This is a genomic window from Marinobacter sp. F3R08, assembly GCF_018860425.1.
Taxonomy (GTDB): Bacteria; Pseudomonadota; Gammaproteobacteria; order Pseudomonadales; family Oleiphilaceae; genus Marinobacter.
The window spans coordinates 43,443-66,457 of sequence record NZ_JAHKPI010000002.1 but is presented as its reverse complement, the minus strand read 5'-3'; the positions used below and the strand labels follow the sequence as shown (position 1 = coordinate 66,457).

General features: G+C 49.7%; 18 protein-coding genes. 1 reads left to right on the top strand and 17 read right to left on the bottom strand.

From position 1 onward, the window contains the following. Positions 1-9: 9 nt before the first annotated feature. The 13 genes from KO499_RS00375 to mobH form a co-directional block, all read right to left on the bottom strand. Positions 10-858: a disulfide isomerase DsbC N-terminal domain-containing protein gene (locus tag KO499_RS00375; protein WP_215981785.1), complete on the bottom strand. Its 849-nt coding sequence runs from the start codon at positions 856-858 to the stop codon at positions 10-12. A 164-nt stretch (positions 859-1,022) separates the two neighbouring features. Further along, positions 1,023-4,652, bottom strand: coding sequence for a hypothetical protein (locus KO499_RS00370; RefSeq protein WP_215981784.1), 3,630 nt, complete (start codon positions 4,650-4,652; stop codon positions 1,023-1,025). Positions 4,653-5,887: 1,235 nt separating this feature from the next. After that, positions 5,888-6,253, bottom strand: a complete 366-nt coding sequence (gene traA, locus KO499_RS00365; RefSeq protein ID WP_215981783.1) for a TraA family conjugative transfer protein — start codon at positions 6,251-6,253, stop codon at positions 5,888-5,890. Positions 6,254-6,377: 124 nt separating this feature from the next. Next, positions 6,378-7,025 (bottom strand): type IV conjugative transfer system lipoprotein TraV, encoded by a 648-nt coding sequence (traV, locus tag KO499_RS00360; protein WP_215981782.1) that lies wholly within the window; start codon positions 7,023-7,025, stop codon positions 6,378-6,380. 14 nt (positions 7,026-7,039) lie between these two features. Next, the gene (locus tag KO499_RS00355) at positions 7,040-8,413 is read right to left on the bottom strand and encodes a TrbI/VirB10 family protein (RefSeq protein ID WP_215981781.1); all 1,374 of its coding nucleotides are present in this window, start codon (positions 8,411-8,413) and stop codon (positions 7,040-7,042) included. After that, positions 8,413-9,501 (bottom strand): TraK domain-containing protein, encoded by a 1,089-nt coding sequence (locus KO499_RS00350; RefSeq protein WP_215981780.1) that lies wholly within the window; start codon positions 9,499-9,501, stop codon positions 8,413-8,415. Before KO499_RS00350 ends, KO499_RS00355 begins: the two co-directional genes overlap by 1 nt. After that, positions 9,498-10,109, bottom strand: coding sequence for a type IV conjugative transfer system protein TraE (locus tag KO499_RS00345; RefSeq protein WP_215981779.1), 612 nt, complete (start codon positions 10,107-10,109; stop codon positions 9,498-9,500). Before KO499_RS00345 ends, KO499_RS00350 begins: the two co-directional genes overlap by 4 nt. Then, positions 10,106-10,390 carry a type IV conjugative transfer system protein TraL gene (gene traL, locus KO499_RS00340; RefSeq protein WP_215981778.1) on the bottom strand — a complete coding sequence of 95 codons (285 nt, stop codon included), beginning with the start codon at positions 10,388-10,390 and terminating at the stop codon, positions 10,106-10,108. The genes KO499_RS00345 and traL overlap by 4 nt, the downstream gene beginning before the upstream one ends. A 162-nt stretch (positions 10,391-10,552) precedes the next feature. Further along, positions 10,553-11,158 carry a hypothetical protein gene (locus tag KO499_RS00335; RefSeq protein WP_215981777.1) on the bottom strand — a complete coding sequence of 202 codons (606 nt, stop codon included), beginning with the start codon at positions 11,156-11,158 and terminating at the stop codon, positions 10,553-10,555. 46 nt (positions 11,159-11,204) lie between these two features. Beyond that, positions 11,205-11,825, bottom strand: a complete 621-nt coding sequence (locus KO499_RS00330) for a DUF4400 domain-containing protein (RefSeq protein ID WP_215981776.1) — start codon at positions 11,823-11,825, stop codon at positions 11,205-11,207. Further along, positions 11,782-12,318, bottom strand: a complete 537-nt coding sequence (locus KO499_RS00325) for a hypothetical protein (protein ID WP_215981775.1) — start codon at positions 12,316-12,318, stop codon at positions 11,782-11,784. The genes KO499_RS00330 and KO499_RS00325 overlap by 44 nt, the downstream gene beginning before the upstream one ends. Beyond that, positions 12,315-14,159 (bottom strand): conjugative transfer system coupling protein TraD, encoded by a 1,845-nt coding sequence (traD, locus tag KO499_RS00320; RefSeq protein ID WP_215981774.1) that lies wholly within the window; start codon positions 14,157-14,159, stop codon positions 12,315-12,317. Before traD ends, KO499_RS00325 begins: the two co-directional genes overlap by 4 nt. Next, entirely contained in the window at positions 14,156-17,248 is a 3,093-nt protein-coding gene (gene mobH, locus KO499_RS00315; RefSeq protein WP_215981773.1) for a MobH family relaxase, read from the bottom strand. The genes traD and mobH overlap by 4 nt, the downstream gene beginning before the upstream one ends. Before the next feature lie 123 nt (positions 17,249-17,371). Between mobH and KO499_RS00310 the strand changes: the two genes are divergently transcribed. Beyond that, on the top strand, positions 17,372-18,055 hold the full coding sequence (locus KO499_RS00310) for a hypothetical protein (protein WP_215981772.1): 684 nt from the start codon (positions 17,372-17,374) through the stop codon (positions 18,053-18,055). Positions 18,056-18,166: 111 nt separating this feature from the next. On the opposite strand, the gene KO499_RS00305 is transcribed toward KO499_RS00310, so the two are convergent. From KO499_RS00305 to KO499_RS00290, 4 genes are all read right to left on the bottom strand, one after another. Beyond that, positions 18,167-19,123, bottom strand: a complete 957-nt coding sequence (locus KO499_RS00305; RefSeq protein ID WP_215981771.1) for a S49 family peptidase — start codon at positions 19,121-19,123, stop codon at positions 18,167-18,169. 92 nt (positions 19,124-19,215) lie between these two features. Continuing rightward, entirely contained in the window at positions 19,216-20,196 is a 981-nt protein-coding gene (locus tag KO499_RS00300) for a replication initiation protein (RefSeq protein ID WP_215981770.1), read from the bottom strand. A gap of 581 nt (positions 20,197-20,777) precedes the next feature. After that, positions 20,778-21,926 carry a ParB/RepB/Spo0J family partition protein gene (locus tag KO499_RS00295; RefSeq protein ID WP_215981769.1) on the bottom strand — a complete coding sequence of 383 codons (1,149 nt, stop codon included), beginning with the start codon at positions 21,924-21,926 and terminating at the stop codon, positions 20,778-20,780. 4 nt (positions 21,927-21,930) lie between these two features. After that, complete coding sequence (locus KO499_RS00290; RefSeq protein ID WP_215981768.1) at positions 21,931-22,809, bottom strand: ParA family protein; 879 nt, start codon at positions 22,807-22,809, stop codon at positions 21,931-21,933. Positions 22,810-23,015 lie beyond the last annotated feature (206 nt).

Genomic DNA, 23,015 nt, shown 5'->3' with positions numbered 1-23,015 from the left:
AGTTCACCTTCAATTAATAGCGTTGCGCAGACGGTTGTTCAGGCTTTCCGATTCTTGTGAGCCACCAAGGGAAGCCTTGCCCTGAGCTTTCTGATCGTTTGTCGGTGCCTCGACTGTTTGCTGTGGCGGTAGGAAGGAGCTTGCTTTCTGTAGCCACCCGCCCAGATCTTTGGGGAGGCCTCGGTTGACGAGATCGTTTGGTCCAATCAAGAAAGGGACTTCTCGCACACGGATATAATCCGCAACCAGCAGGGCCTGTTTGTAGGCATCAAGATTGCAATTTTCAGGTGCGGGTAACTGATTTGCTGTTCCATTGAGCAGCGCTTGGGCAGCGGCATCCCGATCCGATTCACAGGCAATTCGCTTTGCCATGTCTTCGCTCATTCGTCCGAGAGCCGGCAACGCCAATATCTTGAACGTGTACTCATCAGTGAACTGATGCATCTGGTCACCCAGCTTTTTACATGCCGGGCATGCTGGGTCAGTAATGACATGAACCACTTTGTTACCTGTCCCGATCTCCAGGGCATCGAGTTGGTCAAAGTCTATGTTCATATTCTCAAGCGGAATGGACTCCGCTGAGCGACTCGCGTCTGTTCCCGTTTTTAGGACGGACCCATTCCATACATCTGATACTTGGCCACCGCTGAAAACATAGCGACCATCGCTCGACATGAAAAATAGGCCACCGTTCTCGGTTTCATAGGCGACAAGCCCGTCAATGGGGAGCTGGACGATAGATTTGGGGGTTAGGCCCATCTGTTTCAGTTTTTGTGGATTACTGGCTGACACTCCACAGGAGATCATCAGCAATGTGCCTACGACAGTGATTGCCTGGATAATTTTGGAAGGGTTCATCGAGACCTCTTAAGCTGAGTAGTTCTATAGGCTCAACTCTATGAGGTTCTGACTGGAGAAAGTTCAGGGTTGATGTCGAAAACAACACCCTACTTTCAAATAGAGGAGAATCCAGACCAGATCAGCAACGCTGATCCAGTCTGGATCATAAAAATTAACTTAGTTTACTCGGTCTCTTCTTCACCCTCCTCGCCTGCTTCTGGCTCTGGGGGAGGAGGGTTCGGCATGGTCACCGTAGTCTCAACAATTTCTGACTCAAGCCCGGAGTCATCGATCCCACGAGATTCCACCACCAGTTGGTCACCCGTCTCTTCCTTCGTAATCGATATTCTGTAACCGGTCAAAACCAGCGGCTCACCGTTCAACCACCACTCAAAGTCTGAGACATATCCGTCTGGATCATCGCAGCGATTACTGATCGTATACCTGAACGTCCCCTCATAGACATCTAGTTCACAGGTCGGCGGTTGGTTCTTGTAGACCGTGACGGTCTCTTCCACCGATCCTGACAGTCCAAACTCGCTGAGGATGTCCAGTCGGATTGTATGTTCACCCTCATCAAGAATGGCCTGACCATACCGCCCAACCAACTCCATTGGCACGCCATCAACGGTATAGTTGTACTCAACTACTTTGTCTCTTGGGTGACCTCCACGTATTCCAGGCCTCGCCAGAACCTCAAATGGTGCACGGTTGTAGGGGTTCGAACCGACTACTCGCATGGTCAGTTCGTATGGGTCAGGCTCCCCGACTTCGATCTCTTCTGTCACGCCGCCCTCATTGCCACGACGGTCTGTAACTTTGACACTTATTTCATAATTTCCAGGCTCTGGGAAAATAAGCTTCCGCGCTATAGGGTTCACATCCTCTATAATCTGGACCCCATCCGGTATGTCCCATTCGTACTCTGGGTCCTCCAGCTTACCGCTAAGGCCGATCGGCCTGGCGTATAGGGTAGCTTCTACTGGAGCAACCGAGGCGCTATATCTTCCGTAAATCGTGAAATCAGGGAACTTGTACTGCCAAATTCGCATGGCATGATCATCGGTAGAAATCGCCCCTTGCTCTTTCCAGCCTTTAATCCAGCCGGTGTATGTCATTTTGACGTAACCCTCTTCAAGGTCTTCGTCACTGGGGGTATAGATCACCTCATCACCCGGTACTTCGGTGCCATCCGGTAGTGTGAAATAGCCTTCGATGTCATATTCCATTTGCGAATACGGCAGGCCTTTATAGACCGTAAACTCGTATGACTCTCCGACCTCCGTCACTCTTGGACCAAGAATATAAAGCCGTGGTCCCCGAATACCTCGATAGCTGATTGAGCCATCTTCTATTGTCCATGCTTGAGGATCATCTGCTGGCGCTAACGGCGTTTTAACCCGCACGCCCCAACGCTCCCTTCGTGGTTCTTCTGGATCAGTGACCCTTTCGAATAAATGCTCAAGACCACCTTCTTCGAAAGTCTGGCCTCCATCATTCGACCATTCGATATCCACATCTGCTGCAGATACCACCTCTCCTTCAAGCATCACCTTTGCTTTGAGCTTCACCTCTTCACCGATAAATACGTCACCGAGCCATTCAACTTCGACTTCCGGCTTCCTGTAGGCAATTATCTCAATCGCAGGCGTCTCAGAAGCAATACCAGAGTTTCGGTTCCTCAGTTCTGCTTTGAGCAGGTGGCTACCAGGTTCCTCCAACGTAATATCGAAATACTGCATGTTCCGGGCGTTGTTCTCTTTCTCTACCCACGTAGCGCCACCATCACTGGACATTTTCCACACCACGTCCCCGATAGCTTGGAATAAGCCCTGATCATTCAAGTCCAGCTTAAACACGCCACGAAACGGAATGGGCCCAGATATTCTCTGACCGTCAATGTTGGCGTCAATTTCCCCACCGAAGAGAATCTTGAGGAAAACACCACGAGTCGATTTTTCGATACGCGAATACTCTGGGACAGGACTCTTCACCCTGGCTTGAGCATACATGCGCTCATAGCCTTCTGTTACGCCAAGATCAGCGATATCAACCTGTAGAGTGACTTCACCCTGTTCGTCATGATCTTTCCATTCCGTCAGAGGCTGGTAGGTGTCGTAGGATTCTTGCGTGACGATTCGGATCTGCCATTCACCCATTACTGAGGGGTCATACGGAATATCCGGCTGATACACATTTCCCATACGAACATTGAAGGTAACTACGTCATCATTTAGCACATAGTCAGCATCGCTAAACAGAATTGGCCCGATATCATCATCTGGGACGGCTAAAGACTCGATTGTGTCGACCCCCTCCAATGAGGGCATGTCAGTGTAAAGAGCCTTAACCTCGTGCGTGTCGCGCTGCCAGAGATGCTCAGCAGTGCTGTTGATACGCTGGTAAGTTGCAAAACTGCGACTCCAAACGGTCGCTTCGAAGGTGCGGCCCTCCAGAACTTCGCCATTAACTGAGTGTGCCAAGTAGATGTCAGCATTCTCACCTTTCACAAGCGCACTGGCGATACGGTCATTGTTCAAATAGCCTTCATAGAGACCATCAACAATTTCCTTCCCATCGATGAACTCAACTGACGGCTTGGGGGGATCGACCGCCTCAAAGGAAAGCCTTTGGTCCGCAATCAGAACAGGGACACCCAATGACGTGTATCCATAAACCTTTACACCAAGCTCATAGGTACCAGCACTGAACACCCTGCCTCGAAGATAGGGCGAAGACATCTCTGGCGACTGTTCCAGTGTGCCCGGCAAGTCATACCATTCCACATAGCAAAGACGACCTACGTATCCGTTTTGAGCATACTTAATGGCCAGGTCCTCATTGGCCGTCAAAGAACAGTTCGGGCCCATAATTTGTTTGAGCCCAGTATTAACATCGGCAATTGTGTGCGGCATATCCTCAAGAGCTTCCGAAAATGCAAATTCAAAAGCCCCGAAAGCCTTGACTACATCAACAGAACCTTGCGCTGAACCAATCGAATGCTTTGTTCCATCCGCACTCACCACGAACGCCTCATAGGCCATCATTTTCTGACCCTCATTGTCGGCTCGTCCGAATACGGTTGGTGGCTCATTGTTCCTCGACATTCCGGATGGAATCTCTTCCCATTCGATCAAACAATAAGGATCAGTAAGAACGGATTTAGCACTTGCCGCCCGTAATTGACCGGTCAAGCGGCAAGGTGTCTCTCCGTCAACCTCGGCACTGACACGGAGAAAATCGAAAATCTGCATGGGGTTTGTCATTTCAGTCTCGACCGACCCATCAAAGACCCATGCATCCACGCTTATCAGTGAGGCGAAGTCATTGTCATCACCAACTGAAATAATCAGCTCCGACGTTGAAGCTTCTGAAGACAACGGGTAGAGATCCAACTGAAGAACGCCTTTGGCGGCACTGAAGTCATAGCTGGATGTGACCTGCTTGTATTCACCTGGCGCAATATCAACACCGGCAACATTAAAGCCGGACTCAGCGGTTTCGCGTACACCCACAAACACAGGTCTGCTTTCAGAAAGCAAACCGAGATCCAGAACAATCGGTTCAGTCACGAGAGTGGCGGTACCATCCTGCCAGCGGAAGGGATACTGCACCGCTGGGACATTCAGATGGCTATTCCCATCGCGCAGCAACCCGGTCTCGGGCTTATACAGGAACTCGAAAGACCGCTCGGTCACCTGCCCCTGATCATTCTTTACAGATAGATCCAATGTATAAGAGCCGGGCCAGACTTTTGGAAAGGTCACAGATAGAAGATTGCTTTGATCGGCCTGAAACTCCTCTATCTTCATGCAATCTGATCCTGTGTCCTTATAGCCATCAGGACACACTCTGATCGGGTCGGTTATATCTACCTTCCAGCATGTATCGCCATCTTGCGTCCATTCATCTGACGGACTCGGACAAGATTTTGTCGGATTATATGAAACGTAACGCCAACACGTTGACCCGCTCCGGGTCCAGCCACTGCTGCATTTATAGTATTTGTTTCCATACGTTGTTTTCTGGCACATATTGTCGCCATTAAGGTACATATCGTCCGTACAAACGTACTGTGGCCAGGTCGTTGCGCCAGAGTTGTCAGTAGCTAGACAATCTTTAGGACCACTACGAAACGAGTAACCTGCAGGGCAAACATACGAGGGATAGATTATCCTTTCCTTCTTGCATGACGGGGGGGAGTACCCTGATTGGCAGTACGTTTGAACCGGTTTGGTGTCCTTCTGCTTCGTCCAACACCTCCCTTCATACAGCACTTCCCCATCGTTGCATGTATACGTTGGGTCTACGGTTTCGCTTGAGCTGCTATCGCCCTGGCCTGACTCCTCTGGGCTGCAAGAGGCACTGTCATCATTCAACGTCCACCCACTTGGGCAAGTCGGTGTCGCAGGCGTCGATGTCCCCTTATCGCATTGACTTCCATCTTCTCTCAGAAAGCTTCCTGAGGGGCACTGTGTCACCAATTCTCTTTCTTCTTCAATTCTGCAATATTGAACAGAATTCTCGAAAATAACCTCTGATCCGTCAGAACATGCATCCGCTTGAGCAACAACCACAACTTTTTGGCATTTCCCGTCCTGATTGATTTCAGCACCGTCTGGGCACCTAGCCCCCCAACTTGCTCTTAGGCCTTCAACTGGCTCACCTTCAGCATCAATAAGCTCAGCTCCAACCAATTCAGGTTCGGGATCGACAGGATCTACTGCTCGAAAGTCCTGGGGGGACAGCTTCTTGAAGACTTCTGGAAGCTCTGGTTCCGGGATTATGTCTGGTTCATCTGCGTTCGCATGCACTGCCAGAGAGGTAAGCGCCAAGAGGAGACTGATCGCAATGACTGTGTAACGTCGGTACATCATCTACACCCGATTGAATTGGTTTTTTCAGTTAGGTGTTAGTTTGCGACGTTAGAGGGAGGTCTTTTCCAAAGAGGCTGCTTTTTTTCATGCAAAACCTCCGGTTTTCTATCAACCAAAAAAAACCCCAAGCCAAAGCCGGGGGTTTTCCAAACAATCAAATACTGGACTCTTTAGAGGCCGTTGCTGATCACCATAACAGCGGTATTGACCTGACCAACATGTTCGATTGTAGCGGTCACAATGTTCTCCAGAACATCCGGAGTGTAGTACAGGCCGAACCCACCAAAAAGTCCAATCGCAAAAGCCATGAGACTTTGGCGGGCCACTCCCGCAATGATCCCAACCACAACGATAGCGGCTGCAATGATGCGACCGAGCGTGCCTTGCATCCACTCTTTCAGATCATTCCAAACGGGCTCAAAGGACGCGCCCCCCGTACCTGCAAACGCAGTATCTGGGGTTAGAACAAAGACGGCACTAGCCATCAATGCGAAGGCAAACATCGCGGTACTGTTCATTTTATTGCTACGGGTCATGATGTACTCCTGACTGACTCTGGTTTAGCGATTAACGGTTTGTGGTTTACTTGATGCCCATAGTAGTTTTCTAAAAAAGCTGACAATCCAAAGTTGCTGCTGTTTTTCTTACAAAATTGGCTTTTTACTGACTTCCATTAAATCCCTCTGGCAACCCTCCCTGAAAAGTCTCTCGTTTCTTCCTGTCCAGGCGGTGTCCCTGTTCTTCCTGAGGTTGCTGCATCATTTGAAGGGGCTGGATACCCTGACCAGTCGCAACCCCGCGCATGTCATACATCCACTTACGCTTCTCAATTTCGGTAAAGACATAGGAAGAAACCTTCAGGTTTTCATTCTTGTCCTCCCAGGGAGCGATCCAGACACGCATTACTTTGGCCGGCGTCCGGATTGGCACCGGCTTATTGGGTGTCCGGGGGGCTACGTAGCGATCTTCAATTGTTCGAACCACCTCTTCGATGCGAGTTGCCCCCTCCTCCCTAACCGATGTTTCAGTTGAGTACCCACCAGCCAGGCGCTCTTCTTTACTCATGAACGTTGCTTCTTGGGTGTTGCGCTCCCGTTCATGACTATGGCTTGCATGGCTCTGACTATAATCACGATCGTAGATCGACCCACCGTGCGCCGTGGCTTCATAAACTTCACGGGCGCTCATACAGTTCCGTGTATCGGGCAGACCAGAGCACGAGAATTCTGAGTCCCCTACGCCCAAGCTGGAACAACCGGAAAGAGCTGAAAGGCCTGCGACAATTACCAAATTACGAATTTTCTTCATTTCAAATAGCTCCTTTACTGCAGCTTCAGCTCTGCACCTTTAACCATGACAATATCCATCTGACGACCGGCATCCATTTGCAAAATTGGGTACATGGAATCCGCCATCTTCAACCAGAAATCAGCCACCTTCTCCAGGGCGTTACTCGCACCACCTACAATGCCGCCCTGTACTGCCTCGCCTGAGAAGGTGTCCAGGTATTGGATGCTTCCAGCCGTTCCCGACGTGTCGAGTGTCGGGACTGGGCTTACGTCGAAGGCTTGCGCAACACCGCCAAAGAAGCCTGCAACCAAACTTCGACCTACGAGAGATCCTTGCTTGGTCACCAAACGGGACCGAACTCCAGCTTTACCGTCCTCACCTACTGCGTAACCGCTCAGTCGAGCTTCGATACTCTTTCCGTCATCACGGATGCATGAAACACCCTCAGTCCTCAGGTAAACACGCTCTGAGGAGAGGTCGCCAAATCCCGAAAGAATCGCCATGCAGCCTTTTACATCTGCGCTGAAATCGTTCGGCAAGATCGCATCTTTCTGAAGCCTTACAACTACTGGGAACGGATCTCGGCGTGCACCCTGCCCTGTCGGTGCATCCAAACCAGTCATCAAAGTCCCAGAGAGAAGAGATCCTGAAGGGATATAAATGCCGGTACCGCCTTCCTGGTTCTGATCACTTTCATCCTCCGAGACGGGTGGCGCTTCCGAAACCGTAGTCATCTTCAGGTCACGTCGTGGTGATGCGTCCGCCTGAGAGGAGGTACCAGACTGGCCCGGCGAGCCATTCGGACTTTGATTTCGGTTATCACCAAATTGAGGAACAGGTGCACTCTGAAAGTAATCGTTGGGGTCGGCTTCACCGGTTCTGCTATCAGTCTGATAGTTGACGATGGGAGCATCCCCCTCGGTAACCTCTGACATGCCTTGATTGCCAGCGCTTGCATTACTCTCTTGAAGGCTTGGCATATCAAGGTTTCCTTCCTTGATACTGCGCTTGAGCTGCTCAAGATCCTGCTCGGTTTTAGTCTTTTCCTCTCGAATTCGTCCGACTTCTTCTTTCAATGAAGCCAACTGGCGCGCCACATCCTTTCCAACACCCACTGCAGAACGCGTTTCTTCGAGTTTTACCTGAGTGTCTTCCAGCTCTACCGTTTTCTCGCGAAGATTGTTCTCAACCTCCAGAAGCCGGGATGCCATGGCGTCAATCCCGATGTCCCGCGATGTTCGTTCGTTCAGAACATTGCGAACAACCTCGTCATCGCCGCCACCGCTATATCTGTCTTCGGCCTCACCAACGAACATGCTCACGACAAGAATCAGCCCGAGAATGGCCAGTGCAATGACTGCCCACTGTTTGTGTTTTGGGGCCATGTTCTCCCAATACTTAGTCATTATTGAGCTCCCCCAATTAGTGAACGACGACGTTGTAGCCGACTGTCCGGTCCTTGATCCTTGTCGACAACAAAGATCTCTGTCTTCTGGGTCGGCAGTAAATAAACTTCCGGCCAGGCTGATACCGACGCGACTTCACGAGAGGCGCAATTTGTTTCGACGAACTCAATGGGTTGTTGAGCAGCATTCACCGCTGTGCCGATATACACAGTGAAATCGTTCCCGGTGATGACCTGCCCATTACTGAACTCGAAGCGAAGGCCTCTCTGCTGGCAGAGTGGCGCTTCGTCGCTGGGGCGAAAATCTCGGACTCGGTAGCCGGACGGGACATCACCCTTTGCCAACGTTGTCATGAGATTCACAAGCGTCTTTTCGTATGGCTCGCTCTTTTCCCATTTCTCAGCTTTTTTGTTACGACCGGCAAAAGCGATTGCATCCGCCATTTCTTGGCGGGGAATTTTCACGATGATTTCGCGGGGAGGAATTTTTTGCGGCAACAATGTTAGGGAAATCGACTGAGCCTCATAACCTTCCTCACGAATATGAAGCGTCACTGGCGTCTTTGCGTCACTGGCGAAATAGATCACGTTCTGTTTCACCGAAACAATTGCGTCCTGATCAATCTTAAGGACGTTCGGCTGCATAAAAGGCGTCACTATTCGAGTGGGGTGACCCAGGGCTACATTGACCAACTCGGTTTGTCCAAAGCTTGTAACGACTTCTACTGGCTTGGTTTGGTACTGTGGCGCTTCTTTTTTCTCAGAAATTTTTTCAACATTATGGACCTTCTGGCCAACCGCCAGCGGTTTAGCGCTTGGCACGTTCTCTGACATCACCGATGCTGGGGCCGTCGGCATCGAAGATGCTGCAGGACCATTATTATCTGACGGGCTAAGCTCTGATCTTACTGGCCGACCGTACTCATCCAATTGTTCATTTGTGTCTTCACCAGTTTCGGTGGATTGCGATTGCAACATGTCAGCCGTTGCAACAACCGGAGAGGTCGGCATGTCATTCGCTTGTTGTGCCAACACTGCCGGTGCCGCAGCAGTAAGGCTTAACGCCAAGAGTTTCTGTTTCAGATTCATGAGTTATTACCTTCCGAGCGATTCATCATTCGCAGCATCTTCTGGGTCCGAGGCTTACCTTCGTAGGTGTTTATGCTTGTGATTTCGGGGGTGTACTTCCGAATACGGATCTTGAATTCATAGGTTCGCTCACTGCGCTGTTCTTCCTTTGCGCCAGAACCGGTTGCATACCGGTAGCCGTAGGCAAAGATCTTGTCGGTCTTCGGCTCGTAGTCCACGCTGCGAAGCTCGAATCGAAGCGCAATCCGGTTATCCCTCAGATCCTTGGCTTGAGCCTCGTAGGCTTGCATTGTCTCGGTGTAGATATCCGGCGCTAAGAGTGGCTCAAGCCTTTCTTTAATGAAGAGGAGTTTATTTGGGGTGATGTTCCCCATCAGCATGCCCAGGTATGCTCCCCACCCGGTCTTGTAACTCTCCGAGGCTGAGTTTTCTTCTACCCAGGCATCGTCGGTCAACGTCACAGGCGAGAGCACAACACGTTCCGTCTTAGTAGCCAGCGAGAATACGGCGATCAACAAGGCAACGATTGCAACGGCAAGCATCATTCTGGTCCAGTTCTGCCCCTCAACCAGTGACACATAGCTTTGTTTGAAATTGTTTAGATTCAAGGAAATAGCCTCCGGACAAAAACGTTGATCATGGTTTTGCTGCGAGTTAGCGGAATGCCCATCTTGTAGAGGGTGTGGAGAAGAATGCCGTCTGGTGAGTTCTCACGAATTCGTCGGTAAGCGTTGGTGGCCACCAGCCCGATAAGAAGACACAGGCCCAGGGCATCAAACAACATTCCGATAATCACTAGGAACATCAGCGGTGCCATCTCATCGAGCGACCACAGCAAAAAGTGCGGAAACTCATCTACACGCTGAGGAATCTTGGTTGGCTTGCGCATTGATTAACTCCCAAATGTTGATGGGAGCATTGTCTAGCCTTAAGCGGGTCAATAAGGGGAGAGTTGCTGCGTTTTTTAACCCACTACTCCGCCTTTACACGAGAAAACCCTGATTAGCAGCTCTGGGTTCTAAGGCCAAGTCATTCGGTATGTTCTACTGCTTCAAATCCGATCGACTTTCACGTCCAGGCCATGCGCCGTCTTCAGTTTCGATTGAAGCTCGTCCAGGTCGTCCGTTTTGTCTGAATTATTACTCGCACCAAACATCACGGCATCGAGAATCTGGATTTCATGCTGTCCGGACGGATTAAGAGAAGACAGGAATTTGCCAACTTTCAGGCTTTGGTCCCCATGAATCGAGTGCGCGTAGAAACCTGAAACGTATGACCCTATTTTTCGGATCTTACCAACCAGTACGCCTTCATAATCTGAGGGTGTTGCTTGCTTGAGTATCAGTTTATAGCGATTGTCCATCGGGGATAAAAGGCGTCTATTCACGATGTGATAGGTAGGCTCTTTGAGGACTACTTGGGCATTTACTGCCAGGTACTCCCATACATCTGAGCGTTCGTTTAGAAACTCACGCGGTGGCTTTGTCGTAGGCACAACAAGCCCTATTTCTTTTATTTCAATAAGAGGCGCGTCAGACCAATCGTATTGCTGTGTAATTACATCTCTCGCCAGCACTTTGAGATCCTCTGAGCTCTCAGAGCAACCACAAAGCACCAATGCCAGAATGAACAATCGCAGTATTCGAATATTGTTCATGTTGCCCACCCTATCCCTAGCACCTCCCTGTGCTTCAAAGCATGGCTTAAATTCGTTTCTGGAGGTTCCCTGCGGCAATACCGACTGCAACGACTGTGAACATCAGTGCAATGGGAATATATATGGGGGCCACCGGCAACGGCATCATGAACATCACCATTGTGACAACAGCGATAGCAGCCGCCCCTCGAATTGCATACCGGTGCAATATTGGCGATGAATAGTCGAAGTTCGTCTTTTTAATATTCCACGTCATCAACCCGTCCCAGAGAGCCGGCAAAAGAAGTAGAGGCACATAGGGAAGCCATGTGAATAACAGAGATACCCGAACAAATATCAAATACACCGACTGTTGAACTGCAGTCAGGCGATCATCCACAACATTGAACCAACCGTCAGCCTTGATGACTGACTTCTCACGTAGTTTGTCTTCGGGAATCAACATGTTGAACATGGCTTGCCAAACGCCGGTATCTACCAGTGATTTCGTGTACCAGCTGGTTGCATTGCTCAATACCTGGTCACGATGCTCTCGCCCCGAAATCGACTCAATCATCTGGGCTTCTTTCTGCATAGCGGTCTCTGACCACTTGCCGGGCAGCAATGCCGCTATAAAGAGCACCTCAAGCGCAATCAGCAGCAGCGTCAGCAATAATGGTTTGTTCATTTCCAGTCTCTCTCATGTAGTCCTGCAGGCTTTCCGAGCAAATCAGCATGTAAATTTCGCTGCGCACCGCAGCAATCTTTGCGATCTCAGGCTTTGCTTTTTTCCGGGCTCTCAATTCAATTGAATCTGCTGTGGTGACACACTCGAACCGTGTTGCAATTTCATCGACAAGACCACTTAAATACATTGCGTAACGTGTAGCGTCGGGAATCTCATACGGCATCACTCCACTGCGCTCACAGATCTTTTCAGCTCTCGTGCGATATTCGTTGAGGGCCGACGCCAGCATGTTCGTAAGATCTTTCGTATGTTCCTCCAGCTCAGCTCTATTTCTCAGCCCCAGGGCTTCGATGACTCTCGATACTGGAAGCAAATAGGTTGGCCATTGGGATTCCATAATCTTCGTAATCCAGCTGGACCGTCTGTTGAGCTTTTTAGTCTCTCTGGATATGTGCTGTGTGAGTTGCTCTGCAACACTTGCTTCCTGTCTCATGCTCCTTGGCTCTCTCTTCGTTCAACAAGGATCGGCAGTCGGCCTTTTACAACACGACCACCGCTTATTTTTGCAATGTATTCTAGGTTTGGGAGGTACCCGAGAAGTTGCGGTTGCAGAAGCGGTGCTTCTTCCTCCATGAGGCGCTCACCATGGTTACCGCCAAACATAGCTGGGTCACTGGAATCTGAGCTCATGCCCTGCGTCCGCATCACGTACTTGATGCGGGTTAACGGCAAATTGTCAGTGATGTAGGTTTGCGTGTCGGGATCGATCACCCGAAGGCTGATATTGTTGTTGATGTTGCCAAGTACCTGTGTGGCTTTGGCCTTATCTCCCAACCGAGCCTCGAAATCTGCAATCGTCTGAGTTGCCACAAATAGTCGAAGCTTTGCGCCTCTCCCTTTGTTAAGGAGCTGTATGAGGGGATCGTTGATTACTTCAGCGCACTCATCAACAAAGATGTTGATTGGCCTAAGGTTTTCGCCGTAGTTATAGCGGTCGCCGGCAACTGCAGCCAGATCTGAAAGCACCATACTCCCGATCGCTGACCCGACCATTCCATCAGTCAAACTATCCAGACCTATGTACGCGACTTTGTTGCGTTCAGTTATTTTGCGCGTGTCGTAGATCGGGCGTTCATCATCCTGGTCCGTTCGTTCTGGAGAGAGCATTGCTCCGAGATCACCAGATGTCAGCATGTTCATGATAGGCAGGAGTGACGCTATCATCTTGCTGAAATGTGCCTTGTCGTGACTAAATTGCGTCAACAATCCTTCAAGATCGCTATTCGGCTGCTCCGCCTGTACAAACTCTCTGTAGAATTGAACGGCAGCCGTGGCCTTCTTATGTAAAGGCGCTTTCTCAAACTTAGTAAGAGCCGCGTGAAAATCCTGCGCGAAGTCAGGCGCTTGTCTTTCGATGTAGTTAGTCACTGCCTGCAAAACGAGCGACTCCACACCACCCTCCAGATAGCGACGCAAACGAGTGAGAGATGGTCGAGCGTCAATCAGCAACAAGCCCTGAATAACGTTATTCATCGCCATCTGTCCGAAGTCTTTAAAGACCTCACCACCGGACGAGGTAGCGATCAACGCGGCAATCCGAGATGCAAGCTCTGTTGGCCTGGAAAAGTTAGCCAGAGGATCAAGTCGTACTGAATCTTGCGGAAACCCTGGATGAAACGAAATGAACTTGCCCGGATCGCCCATGTGATTGCAGGCACGGCGCATATTTTCACGGGTCTCGGCGTCTCCTTTGGGGTCCAAGACTATACAGCTTTCTCCCGCTAGAATTCTCTGAGTGATGAGCAAGTCAAATAGGCGCGTTTTACCGCTACCAGTGGTGCCAGTGATTAGGGTGTGACCTTCAACATGCTTCATAGGCTGGAAGATCGGGCCCTCTTCCAGTTCGATACCATGCAGCCACCGTACTCCCATGTCCGGATTCTTCTCATCAGCACGCAGCTCTGACCAATCTCGCTTACTTAGCTCGAAAGCTCGTTGCGCGTGTTGTGGCCCCCAGTCAAACCCATATCCCAGCCAAAGCTCATCTGAATGGCCTTCAATCTGTTCAACAACTTCGTCAAGTTCGACGATCTTTAGTGATTTGCCTTTGAGATTCTTATGGACCTTGTAAAGCCTGGCAGCATCACCAGAGCGGGACAGTGCCATGAGCAGACAGATTCCAATCATGATATACAGAGGTTCTGCAGGCATGCCCGCAGCGAACTTCACAGCAATTGCCGCAATAATTGCTACCAGCCAACCTATGACAGCCCGGAACTCATAGTTCGGACGCCAAGCCATTTCATAGCCATGGGCGTCATAATTCATGCTCATGATTGTTTCGCTCTCAATGTATAAGTGCCTTTGTTGATATCCCAACCGAATCCGTGTTTTTGAGCTGCTTTCCAAAAGTTCTGACGGGCCAGGGATTGGCTCAGGCTTGGGTATCGGATTTTTAAGGTGTTCACAACGGCATGAGGCACGCTTGTGTCATTGCCATCTATAGAGATCTCATCTATCAGATCACCTTCACCTGCTATCATTTGTTCCACCAGTTCGCTCATCGCTTCAATCGCCATCTGGTGTCGCCCACTAACGCCCTCTTCTTTCGGCAGAGAGGTATTCGGGCGGCTTTCCTTTGCGGCATTGTGCTTTACCGTAGTGTTACCTTTTCCTCGTTTTTTTCGTGCGGAGTTGCTGCTGTTTTCTGACTGTCTCTCTGTCTTTACTGCAGTCTTATTCTTGGAACGCCCCTGTTTGGCAGCCTTTTGGTCTGGCCCAGCGACAATGGCCCTTTTCACAACTTTCAGATCAGGATGAGGAGGCACGTACAGAGGGTCTATCGTCTTCTCCAGTGCCTTCAGGTAGGCTCCAACAATTGACGAGGTGCGATCATCCAGGACCAAGGCCATAACATCGTGAACTTCCATCACCTTGGACATGGGTTGTTTGGGGTTGGCTTTAAGGATCTTGGCTTTGTCCAATCGACTCAACGCATCGGCTGAGCTGTCGGTGATTCCCTCGAATGCGGAAGGATAAGCAATGGCGACACTTCCGTTTTCAATGAACCAACGTCGTCCAAGTTGTTCACCTTGAGTAACGACTGTTTCGACGAGAGTCTCGATAATCTGTCCAGTACCCGTCGCAGAGTTGTCCATCACGAACTGCTTAAAGGTCTCTACAGGGTCACCATCCACTGCTTTATAGATTGGCGCTGTTTCCGAGGATTTTTTCCGGATGTTCTTGTATTTGCCCATCTTCTTTACTGGGATAGGCTTACTGCTCGGCTCTTTTTTCGATGGGCCCTGCTTCTTGCTAAGCAGAGGATTCAGTGCAGCTTGTGAAGCACTGGTCTTTTTCGGTACCCGCTTGCTTTGCCGCTTGTTCGTGGATACGACATCACGGTCACCCTGTTGCTCATTATCTGTGTTAGTTGCCGATATGTCTGAGGGCTTAGATTCCTCAACTTCAGCCGATTCCACTGCTTTTCCTGGTTCTTTAACCTCGGGAATCGTTTCATTGTCCGGAACATTGGCTTTCGTTTGACTGTTAGCGCCTGGTACATCTGATTCATTCTCTGCACCCGCCTTCTCGCCTTGTTCAGCTGACAAGCCAAAAGGTAAATCCAGGTCTTCATCAATACTGGAAAGCACAGAACTCACGTCATTGGGAGTGGACTCTGCCTTTTCATTCTTCTGTTCCGGCACCTTATCCGCGATTTGCTTCTTGGGTTGCGGCTTTTGGCCTCCGAAACCGGTTTTTGCCCGATGCAGAAGTGACTGTTTTGGATTGTTCTCTGGAGCTTTCTCTGGATCTTCAGTTGTTGCCGAGGACAGGGCCTGCTCAGGATCACTAAAGGGCATGTCGACCGCATCAATCGGAGCCGCTTTGTTTTGCTGATCCACGTCTGGCGAAGCATCGGACAGACTTGCAGGTTGCTCAGATTCAATAGCTCCAGATGCTTCTGGTTGCCCTGCTGCAACTACCTCCCCAGTCTCGGTATTTACATCATCTCCGCGAACTGTTTCGATGCTGCGGCTTGAGCCAAACTCCGGCTGAAATCCCCCACCAAGCTCGACCGTCGACCAAACCCTAATATCTGCAGTCGCCGGAGGCTCACTGCGAAAGAGCCGGTCAGCACTATCAATTTTTATCGCTGTCAATTTAATGGGGTCGCCACCACCAGCCGACTCAAGAATCTTCGGTGTGATTACCCAGTAAAGGTAATACTCACCCAACTCATCTTCACTCTGCGGTTCACCACCAGGAACATATCGAGGACAAACCAGCCCTCGTTGAATAAATTCATCGACCAAACCGTCAGAATCGTTGCGGATAGTGACGCCGACTTCCTTCTTGATATCGCTGATTATCTCGGTCAGACCATGCTTAAAGACGACGAATGTTCCCTCATCTCCGTGCCAAACTTTCGCGCCCGGCTGATTTACTGTCCATTTACCGTTCTGGAGAAGCCGACGCATTGAATTGAACACATGCCTGTGGATTGGAAGACCATAATCAAAGTCCCCACCAGTACGGCGCTCAACATCTTCCATCGCGTCCCTACGGACGGATTCCTGGTCTGCCCAGTTAACGATCTTGGAGATGTGATTAGAATCATCGAGCGTGTAGAACGCGTCATTGATGGCAAACATGATGTTGGGGTCATGGGCCATCAGGTGCGAAACAAAAGACGATGGGACAATCTTGTCGAAGGCTCTCTGGGTGAACGCTTCATGGCGTTTATAGCGACCGCCGCGCCACGAAATATAATATCCACTGCGCCGTTTGGACCTTAGATATTCATAGAGCGGCTGCTGAAGTGGGTGCCAAATTTCACCACTTTCATCAGCGACCGTCACATCAGCGATCGGCTTCCCAGCATCGTGAAGCAAACCAGCCACACATGTCGCTACTCGCCATAGTGGCTCAATTTTCCGGCGCTCGACTGGATCTGAGTTTCGACAAAATAGGATGTCTTCAGCCGCACGAGCGGACCAGAATGCCACTTCCAATGAATGACGCAACGCTCCGCCAGCACCTCGGTGGTGATGGCTCTCCGAACTGGGTAACAAATGCACGAAACTGGCGAAGTTTCTGATAATCGGCATGAGCAAGGTATCGAAGTCACTGTCACTCAGGCCTAGCGCCTCATTGATATCAAGAATCCGCTGTCGGTTCCGGTACAGTATTCCGTCCAACGGCTCAGCAGGTATCGCCTTGGCAACGGGGGGATAGACATCGATATTTTTCCAGGTCTTGGGAACCTGTTCATCAGAACGCTTTAACAACTCAAGCGAACAGGTCTCGACTGGAGGAAGATCCAGAGTGCCGTCTTCCTTGGTGGCGTGGACACCATCTTTCAACTTACTCAGAATTTTCGTCAGCATCGCTTCCAAATCACTATTTGTTGAACTGAACATAGTTTTTCAAAGAAGCGACTACTTTCGGTGCAAGTAAGCGTCGTTTTTTAGCCTCCTTTCACGACTTTTCCCCAAAACAACTCCTTAGACTGGTCCTATCATTTGATCAACGGAGTTACACCCATGAATAAGAAGCTTCTGAGTGCCCTCGTTGGAGCTGTGGTTCTGACCGGCTGTTCCAGCAACGACAAGGTACCAACGCTTGTTACTGAGCGAACTCTCGTTTTTGAGCAGGACAACCGAAGATACATCCATAGCATTGCCACTACGGAATATGGGAACGAAGGCCTGGGGGGAGCTGCCGTCCTTCAGCCGGCCACGATTCATGTAATGTCTGATGAGCGCAGAACGGCAGAATTTGAAGAATTGAAAGGCTATGTAAAAGCGTTAGCCAATTCGAATAGTGTTAGTAAAGCAGACCAAAAGAAGCTATACGACGCTCTGAAACAGCTAGAGCGGACTACGAGTGAAAGTGATCAAGGGGTGATTGCCAACAACGTCAATCGAGCAATGCTGGTTCTAGCTAGCATCCAGTCAACTGACACCAAAACCCACTTGAGCCACTATGACCTGGATCTTTGGGACAAATTTTGCTCTGACGGCGATGCCATGACTGAGGATGATTGGGGCCAGATGCTCTCCTCTTCAATCGCGCAGATTCCTGATCCAGTGCAGGCTGATTGCAACATACCTGATCTATCGCTGACCGAGGACATTACGGATCGGCATTGTGAAGGGGTAGAACTGTCCAATCGTGAACAGTTCATCATTCAAGAGCATGGGAATCCGATTGCTTGCCCCCACTAAGTTGATTGCAGCACGTTCCATTTAAACAAAAAGCCTGCTAAGCAGGCTTTTTTATCGCAGTGTAGGATCGTAATGATCAATTTGGTTGCTATATCCTGATTTACCATTGTCTTAGAACTCCAGTTGCGGCTGCTTGGCATCGGACGCTAAGGTTGAAACAACCTCGACAGCGCGGCCAGTGATCCAGTCCAGCAGTCGTACCGGTCGATTCGTATAATTCACCGCCTCCAAGTCATCACCCAAGTCCCGGATGACTGTTTGAACACTACCAAGACTGTCCGCCAGCCCCTTTTCAATAGCCTTCTCTCCAAGCCAGACGAGCCCCGTAAACACGTTTTCATCTGCAACCAATCGATCCCCCCTCCCCTTCTTCACGGCCTCAATGAAGACTTTATGAGTTTCGGCAAGGACGTTTTGTTCCAGATGAGCTTTGACCTCTGGGTCCATGTCCAGGAAGGGATCTGTCAGCACTTTGTTTTTACCAGCTGATAAAATCCTGCGTTGAACGCCAACTTTTTCCATTAGCCCGGTGAAGTCAAAGCCATCCATCCTGACACCAATTGACCCTATCATTGATGTCCGATTTACAACGATTTCATCCGCCGCACTTGCGATGTAATAGCAACCACTTGCGCACACGTCTCCTACAACCGCGTATACGGGCTTTTCCGGGTGATCTTGGCGTAACCTTAGCAGTTCGCGGTAAACGAGATCTGATTGAGCTGCTGAGCCCCCAGGGCTATCCATATCGAGGATGATCGCTTCGGCAGTTTCACTCTCAAACGCCTTTGCCAATGCTTCAATGGTTGGATACGCAGCCACACCCCCTTTGCGCTTGATTTGGCCGATCACATCTATTTTTGCAATGTGGGCCGTTTCCTCGTTTGCAGGAGATTCCTTTCCCGTAGTGAGAAAGATCACGAAAGCGATCGTTGAACCAATCAAATAGGTCCACATGAGAAGACGAAGAATAAAGGATTTTCGTTTGTCTGAGCGGTGTTCACGCATGAACGCCTTCAGCATGGACTCAAGGCGTTCGTCTGTTGTTTTCGGAGTAGTATCGGCCACAGGCTATTTCCTGGCTAAAGTTAGTTTCAGGAAATCTTACAAAGCGCGAGGCCTCAAAATTTCGAAGAGGATGTGTTTTTTTGCACGCCTCTTTAGAAAAGAGTTTTCTGACCGCCTGTTTTCTTTTTCTTTGTAGCGCCCCGTTTCTCTTTCTCCTTCGCCATCTGATACTCCTCATAACTCGTCACGTCGAAATCAATCTCCTTACTCAAACGAAGTGCATCCGCCCACTCTCCAGGGAGGAGGTATCCATACTTCTCCCATGCATGCGGCTGTTGCGGCTGGGATGGTGCTGGCTGCGGGTTTTTTGATTTGGACTTACGGCTTGCCTGTTTCTCAGACTCAATCTTCTTACGTTCTTCAACCACGGTTTTCTTGGGTTTGTAGTGAACGTTTATTCCGATGACCTTGTTTCCCCCGTAAACGGGTTCCCAACTGACATCGAACTCGCTTCTTGGAGTATTCAAATCTGTCATAGCATATTCGATGACAAAGCGCTTGAAGTCCCGCCAGTTCGGGTACTTGTCTTGCAACATGAATTTCTCTCGAAGGGCTTCCAGCGGAAAATACTGCATGGTTTTGTTCCGCCAGCGCGAAAGCAATTCGTAAAACGGAATGCCCCAGGCACTTCGCATCTGGCCGATATGCCTTAACTCATACTGCGTGAATCTGCCGTGCAGATCCGATATGTATGGGATCATATCGCTATTGAACTTAACGCCAACACGACCTGAACGTTTCAGATAGCGTTTTGCACCGATCCACCGGACCTCGGTTCTCTGTCCCTCAGTATCTTCCAGCAAAGCCCACTGTTCGGCCAGGTCATGTACGGCCTTGCCAACGGATTTGTAGGCACCATTGATATCGAGATCGAATACCTGAGCGTACAGTTCTACGTCAACGTAAAACCAGTCCTCCGCAGTAATAGCTTTCTTAGGCTCGATCTGGGATATCAGTAGCAGCAACAATCTCTGCTGAACCAATGGCAATCGGTACTGAGCCGTAATCAGTTCGTTGGCCTTTTTGACAACCAGCCGCGCCCTGGTCTGTGTTTTTTTTGAATCGTTTTTCAAGAGAACCGTTCCCTTTTAACTTTTACCTTTTACTTCTTTTCTCTTTTAGGCCCTTTTCGAGGCACTTCTACCACTATATTAATCAGGAGGTTATATGCGTATCGGTGGAGAGATTGCCTGATAAATGTGGAGAGATTGCCTGAAAGCCGTGGAGAAATTGCCTGAACACTGTGGAGAAAATGCCTGAAAGCCGTGGAGAGATTGCCTGAAAACGGTGGAGAAAAGGCCTGTTAGTGTGGAGAAATTGCCTGTTCCGTACATCATTGATTTCACTAGCCTTTCAAATATCTGTGGAGAGATTGCCTGCTGGCCAGTAGGACTCTTACCGCCGTGGAGAAATTGCCTGTTTTGCGAACTTCCATTAGACCAATCCAATCGACTGGAACTGCTGAATTCTGGCCATCCACGAGATATCACCCTGTAAGCAATTGATTTTTTTATATATACAAATCACGCCTGCCTGGGTAGATGCCAATAACAGGCAATTTCTCCACAGTAAGAGCTTTTAAAGACTCCCTGACAGGACAGTAACAGAGCTCAAACGTCCAATTACGTTCTGTAACAGGGAATCTCTCCACACCTTACTGCTTGTAGCCAATGAGCTTTACACTATCCGCTTTACAAGCCACCAGCTCATCTTCTCCATTTTCTCCAGAGATCCTGAGCACGACCTCATCGTCCTCATCTGCAAGAAGGTGGAGTTGCAAAACGCCTTTGCGCTTTGTGCCGTTGTGTTCAATCTCACAAAGCAAAATAGCGTCTTCAGGTCGACGTTCATAGAATCCGTCCTTGTTCAGCAGAGCCGTCTCTTGCTTGGCGTGCGGATCTTGCGGGGATCGTGCAGTAGCCGGTGTTTTGACTGGTTCAGGATCTGGTTCAGGCGGCAGCTCCAGCCCGGACTCATTGAGCCCTGCTTCATTCAGTTCACGCTCGTGCTCCGCTTCAGCCAGCGAACCAGGATCATCAAGCTTCGGACTGCCGGTCTTCGGATTCGCGTCGGCCCGGTCTTTGTCACTCTTTTCCTGCTTGATAGCACGCAGAATTCCCGTCGCCATGCCACGCGACATACCTTCATCCATAACGGTAGCGCACATCTGCTCGCAACGCTTTGGATCAAGTTCGTGGACCTTCCTGAGAATTCCAACCAGTTCGAGATCCGACGTATACTCGGCCTCCAACAGCTCCTGAACACATTCTGGTGCCTTCAAAAGTGCCAGATACTTTGAGACCTTGGATTCGGACATGCCAATTTCTTTGGCTAAACCTCCTTGAGTCCGGCCATATTCCAGCAACAACTCAGCAAGGCCTTCGGCTGTCTCCATGGGAGTCAGATCTTCCCGCTGAACGTTTTCAATAAGCTGCATCGCTTTTTCATGGCCAACATCGTCTAGTTCTTTATCATCAATGATGATGTCGATGTTGGAGTCATTATACTTGCAGGCCCTCCAACGCCTTTCTCCACGTCGGATGCAGTAACCCTTATCATCTTTCGGCCTAACCCGAATAGGAGACTCTTGCCCCATAGTCGCGATGGTATAAGCCAACTCGGGAATGTTCTTAAAGGTCTTTCGTACCTGGGGATTCGGGTAGACTTCAGACCAATGAACACTGAGAACCGTTTTGCCGTTCTTAATAAGTTGCTCAACCTCTTGGCGATCTGCTTCTTCCTGCCGCCGTTGATCTGCGCGTTTTTGAAAGTTGCTAAGATTGGTTAATGAGCTGTTTTCCATCGTTTCAATCTCTCTTCACTGATGCTGGGCTTCTCTTAGGCTTCTTGCCCTTTAGAATTTCAATACCGCAGCGTTGTGCAATTTCATTGCAAATTATTTCAACTTCCTTGGCTGCAGCTCGACCAGCGCCACTGGTGATTTTGCTCACAGGAATACCCTCAGCGTTAGCCTCATCGACCGGTGCTCGATTTACCAACGGCTGGTCGAAAACTTTATCACCCAGGACGCGAATCAGGGTCTCTCGCTCCTGTTTATGGCGCTTAGACCTGGAGTTGAACTTGTTAATAACAACACCAGTAAGCTGCACCACTGGGTTCACCTCAGCAGCAATCTCAATACTTTCCATGATGCCGCTCAGAGCATCTGTTGCAAAACCGCTCACCTCTACCGGTACGATGACATCTGTGGCGCAACTAAGGGCCGCTGTGAACTTGCGTGAGCGACTGGGTGGGCAGTCAAGAATGATAGCGGCATAGCGTCCCGATCGTGCCAAATCAGCAATGTGCTTGATCGGATTAAGAAACACTTCCATTGGCCGGAGTTCGATATCATCAAGACTTCCGTCATTCTGAAGTGAAAAGATCAAGTCAGCCCCACAAGGTGTACTAACTGGCTTGATTGTCTCCAGATCCTCATTGAAGAGTTCGTGCGTTCGAGTCCCTTCCAACTGCGACAGATCTGTTCTTCGCATCAACCTGGTGCTGCTGTTGCCCTGCGGGTCCATGTCGACGACGAGAATCTTTTTGTCGTCTGGGAAGCGGTACTTATCTGAGGAATAAGCGAATGTCGCCTGGATAACGATCGTGCTCTTCCCTACTCCGCCTTTCATATTTGCAATCGAAATGACTGGGCATTTCGTTTTACGAGTCACTATATCTGACATTGGTGATCCTTTTATCCGCTCGTGGCACCGTAACAGGACAATAGCTGACATTGACGCCAACGTCCATTACCGGCGGCCAGTCAAGGTATGTTTTTTTTCGCATGCGAAAGCATCCTATGACTTTGTTAGTTAAAGTTAATTTGCTTCCGGTTTGTGCTATCGGGTCAAATCTCACCGGTAATATAAGTAACCTATTGAAAGTAGGT

Bases quoted from the DNA above. Each gene is read 5' to 3' on its own strand.
- KO499_RS00375 (WP_215981785.1), bottom strand. From the start codon at position 858: ATGAACCCTTCCAAAATTATCCAGGCAATCACTGTCGTAGGCACATTG.
- KO499_RS00370 (WP_215981784.1), bottom strand. From the start codon at position 4,652: ATGAAGATAGAGGAGTTTCAGGCCGATCAAAGCAATCTTCTATCTGTG.
- traA (WP_215981783.1), bottom strand. From the start codon at position 6,253: ATGACCCGTAGCAATAAAATGAACAGTACCGCGATGTTTGCCTTCGCA.
- traV (WP_215981782.1), bottom strand. From the start codon at position 7,025: ATGAAGAAAATTCGTAATTTGGTAATTGTCGCAGGCCTTTCAGCTCTT.
- KO499_RS00355 (WP_215981781.1), bottom strand. From the start codon at position 8,413: ATGACTAAGTATTGGGAGAACATGGCCCCAAAACACAAACAGTGGGCA.
- KO499_RS00350 (WP_215981780.1), bottom strand. From the start codon at position 9,501: ATGAATCTGAAACAGAAACTCTTGGCGTTAAGCCTTACTGCTGCGGCA.
- traL (WP_215981778.1), bottom strand. From the start codon at position 10,390: ATGCGCAAGCCAACCAAGATTCCTCAGCGTGTAGATGAGTTTCCGCAC.
- KO499_RS00335 (WP_215981777.1), bottom strand. From the start codon at position 11,158: ATGAACAATATTCGAATACTGCGATTGTTCATTCTGGCATTGGTGCTT.
- KO499_RS00330 (WP_215981776.1), bottom strand. From the start codon at position 11,825: ATGAACAAACCATTATTGCTGACGCTGCTGCTGATTGCGCTTGAGGTG.
- KO499_RS00325 (WP_215981775.1), bottom strand. From the start codon at position 12,318: ATGAGACAGGAAGCAAGTGTTGCAGAGCAACTCACACAGCACATATCC.
- traD (WP_215981774.1), bottom strand. From the start codon at position 14,159: ATGAGCATGAATTATGACGCCCATGGCTATGAAATGGCTTGGCGTCCG.
- mobH (WP_215981773.1), bottom strand. From the start codon at position 17,248: ATGTTCAGTTCAACAAATAGTGATTTGGAAGCGATGCTGACGAAAATT.
- KO499_RS00310 (WP_215981772.1), top strand. From the start codon at position 17,372: ATGAATAAGAAGCTTCTGAGTGCCCTCGTTGGAGCTGTGGTTCTGACC.
- KO499_RS00295 (WP_215981769.1), bottom strand. From the start codon at position 21,926: ATGGAAAACAGCTCATTAACCAATCTTAGCAACTTTCAAAAACGCGCA.
- KO499_RS00290 (WP_215981768.1), bottom strand. From the start codon at position 22,809: ATGTCAGATATAGTGACTCGTAAAACGAAATGCCCAGTCATTTCGATT.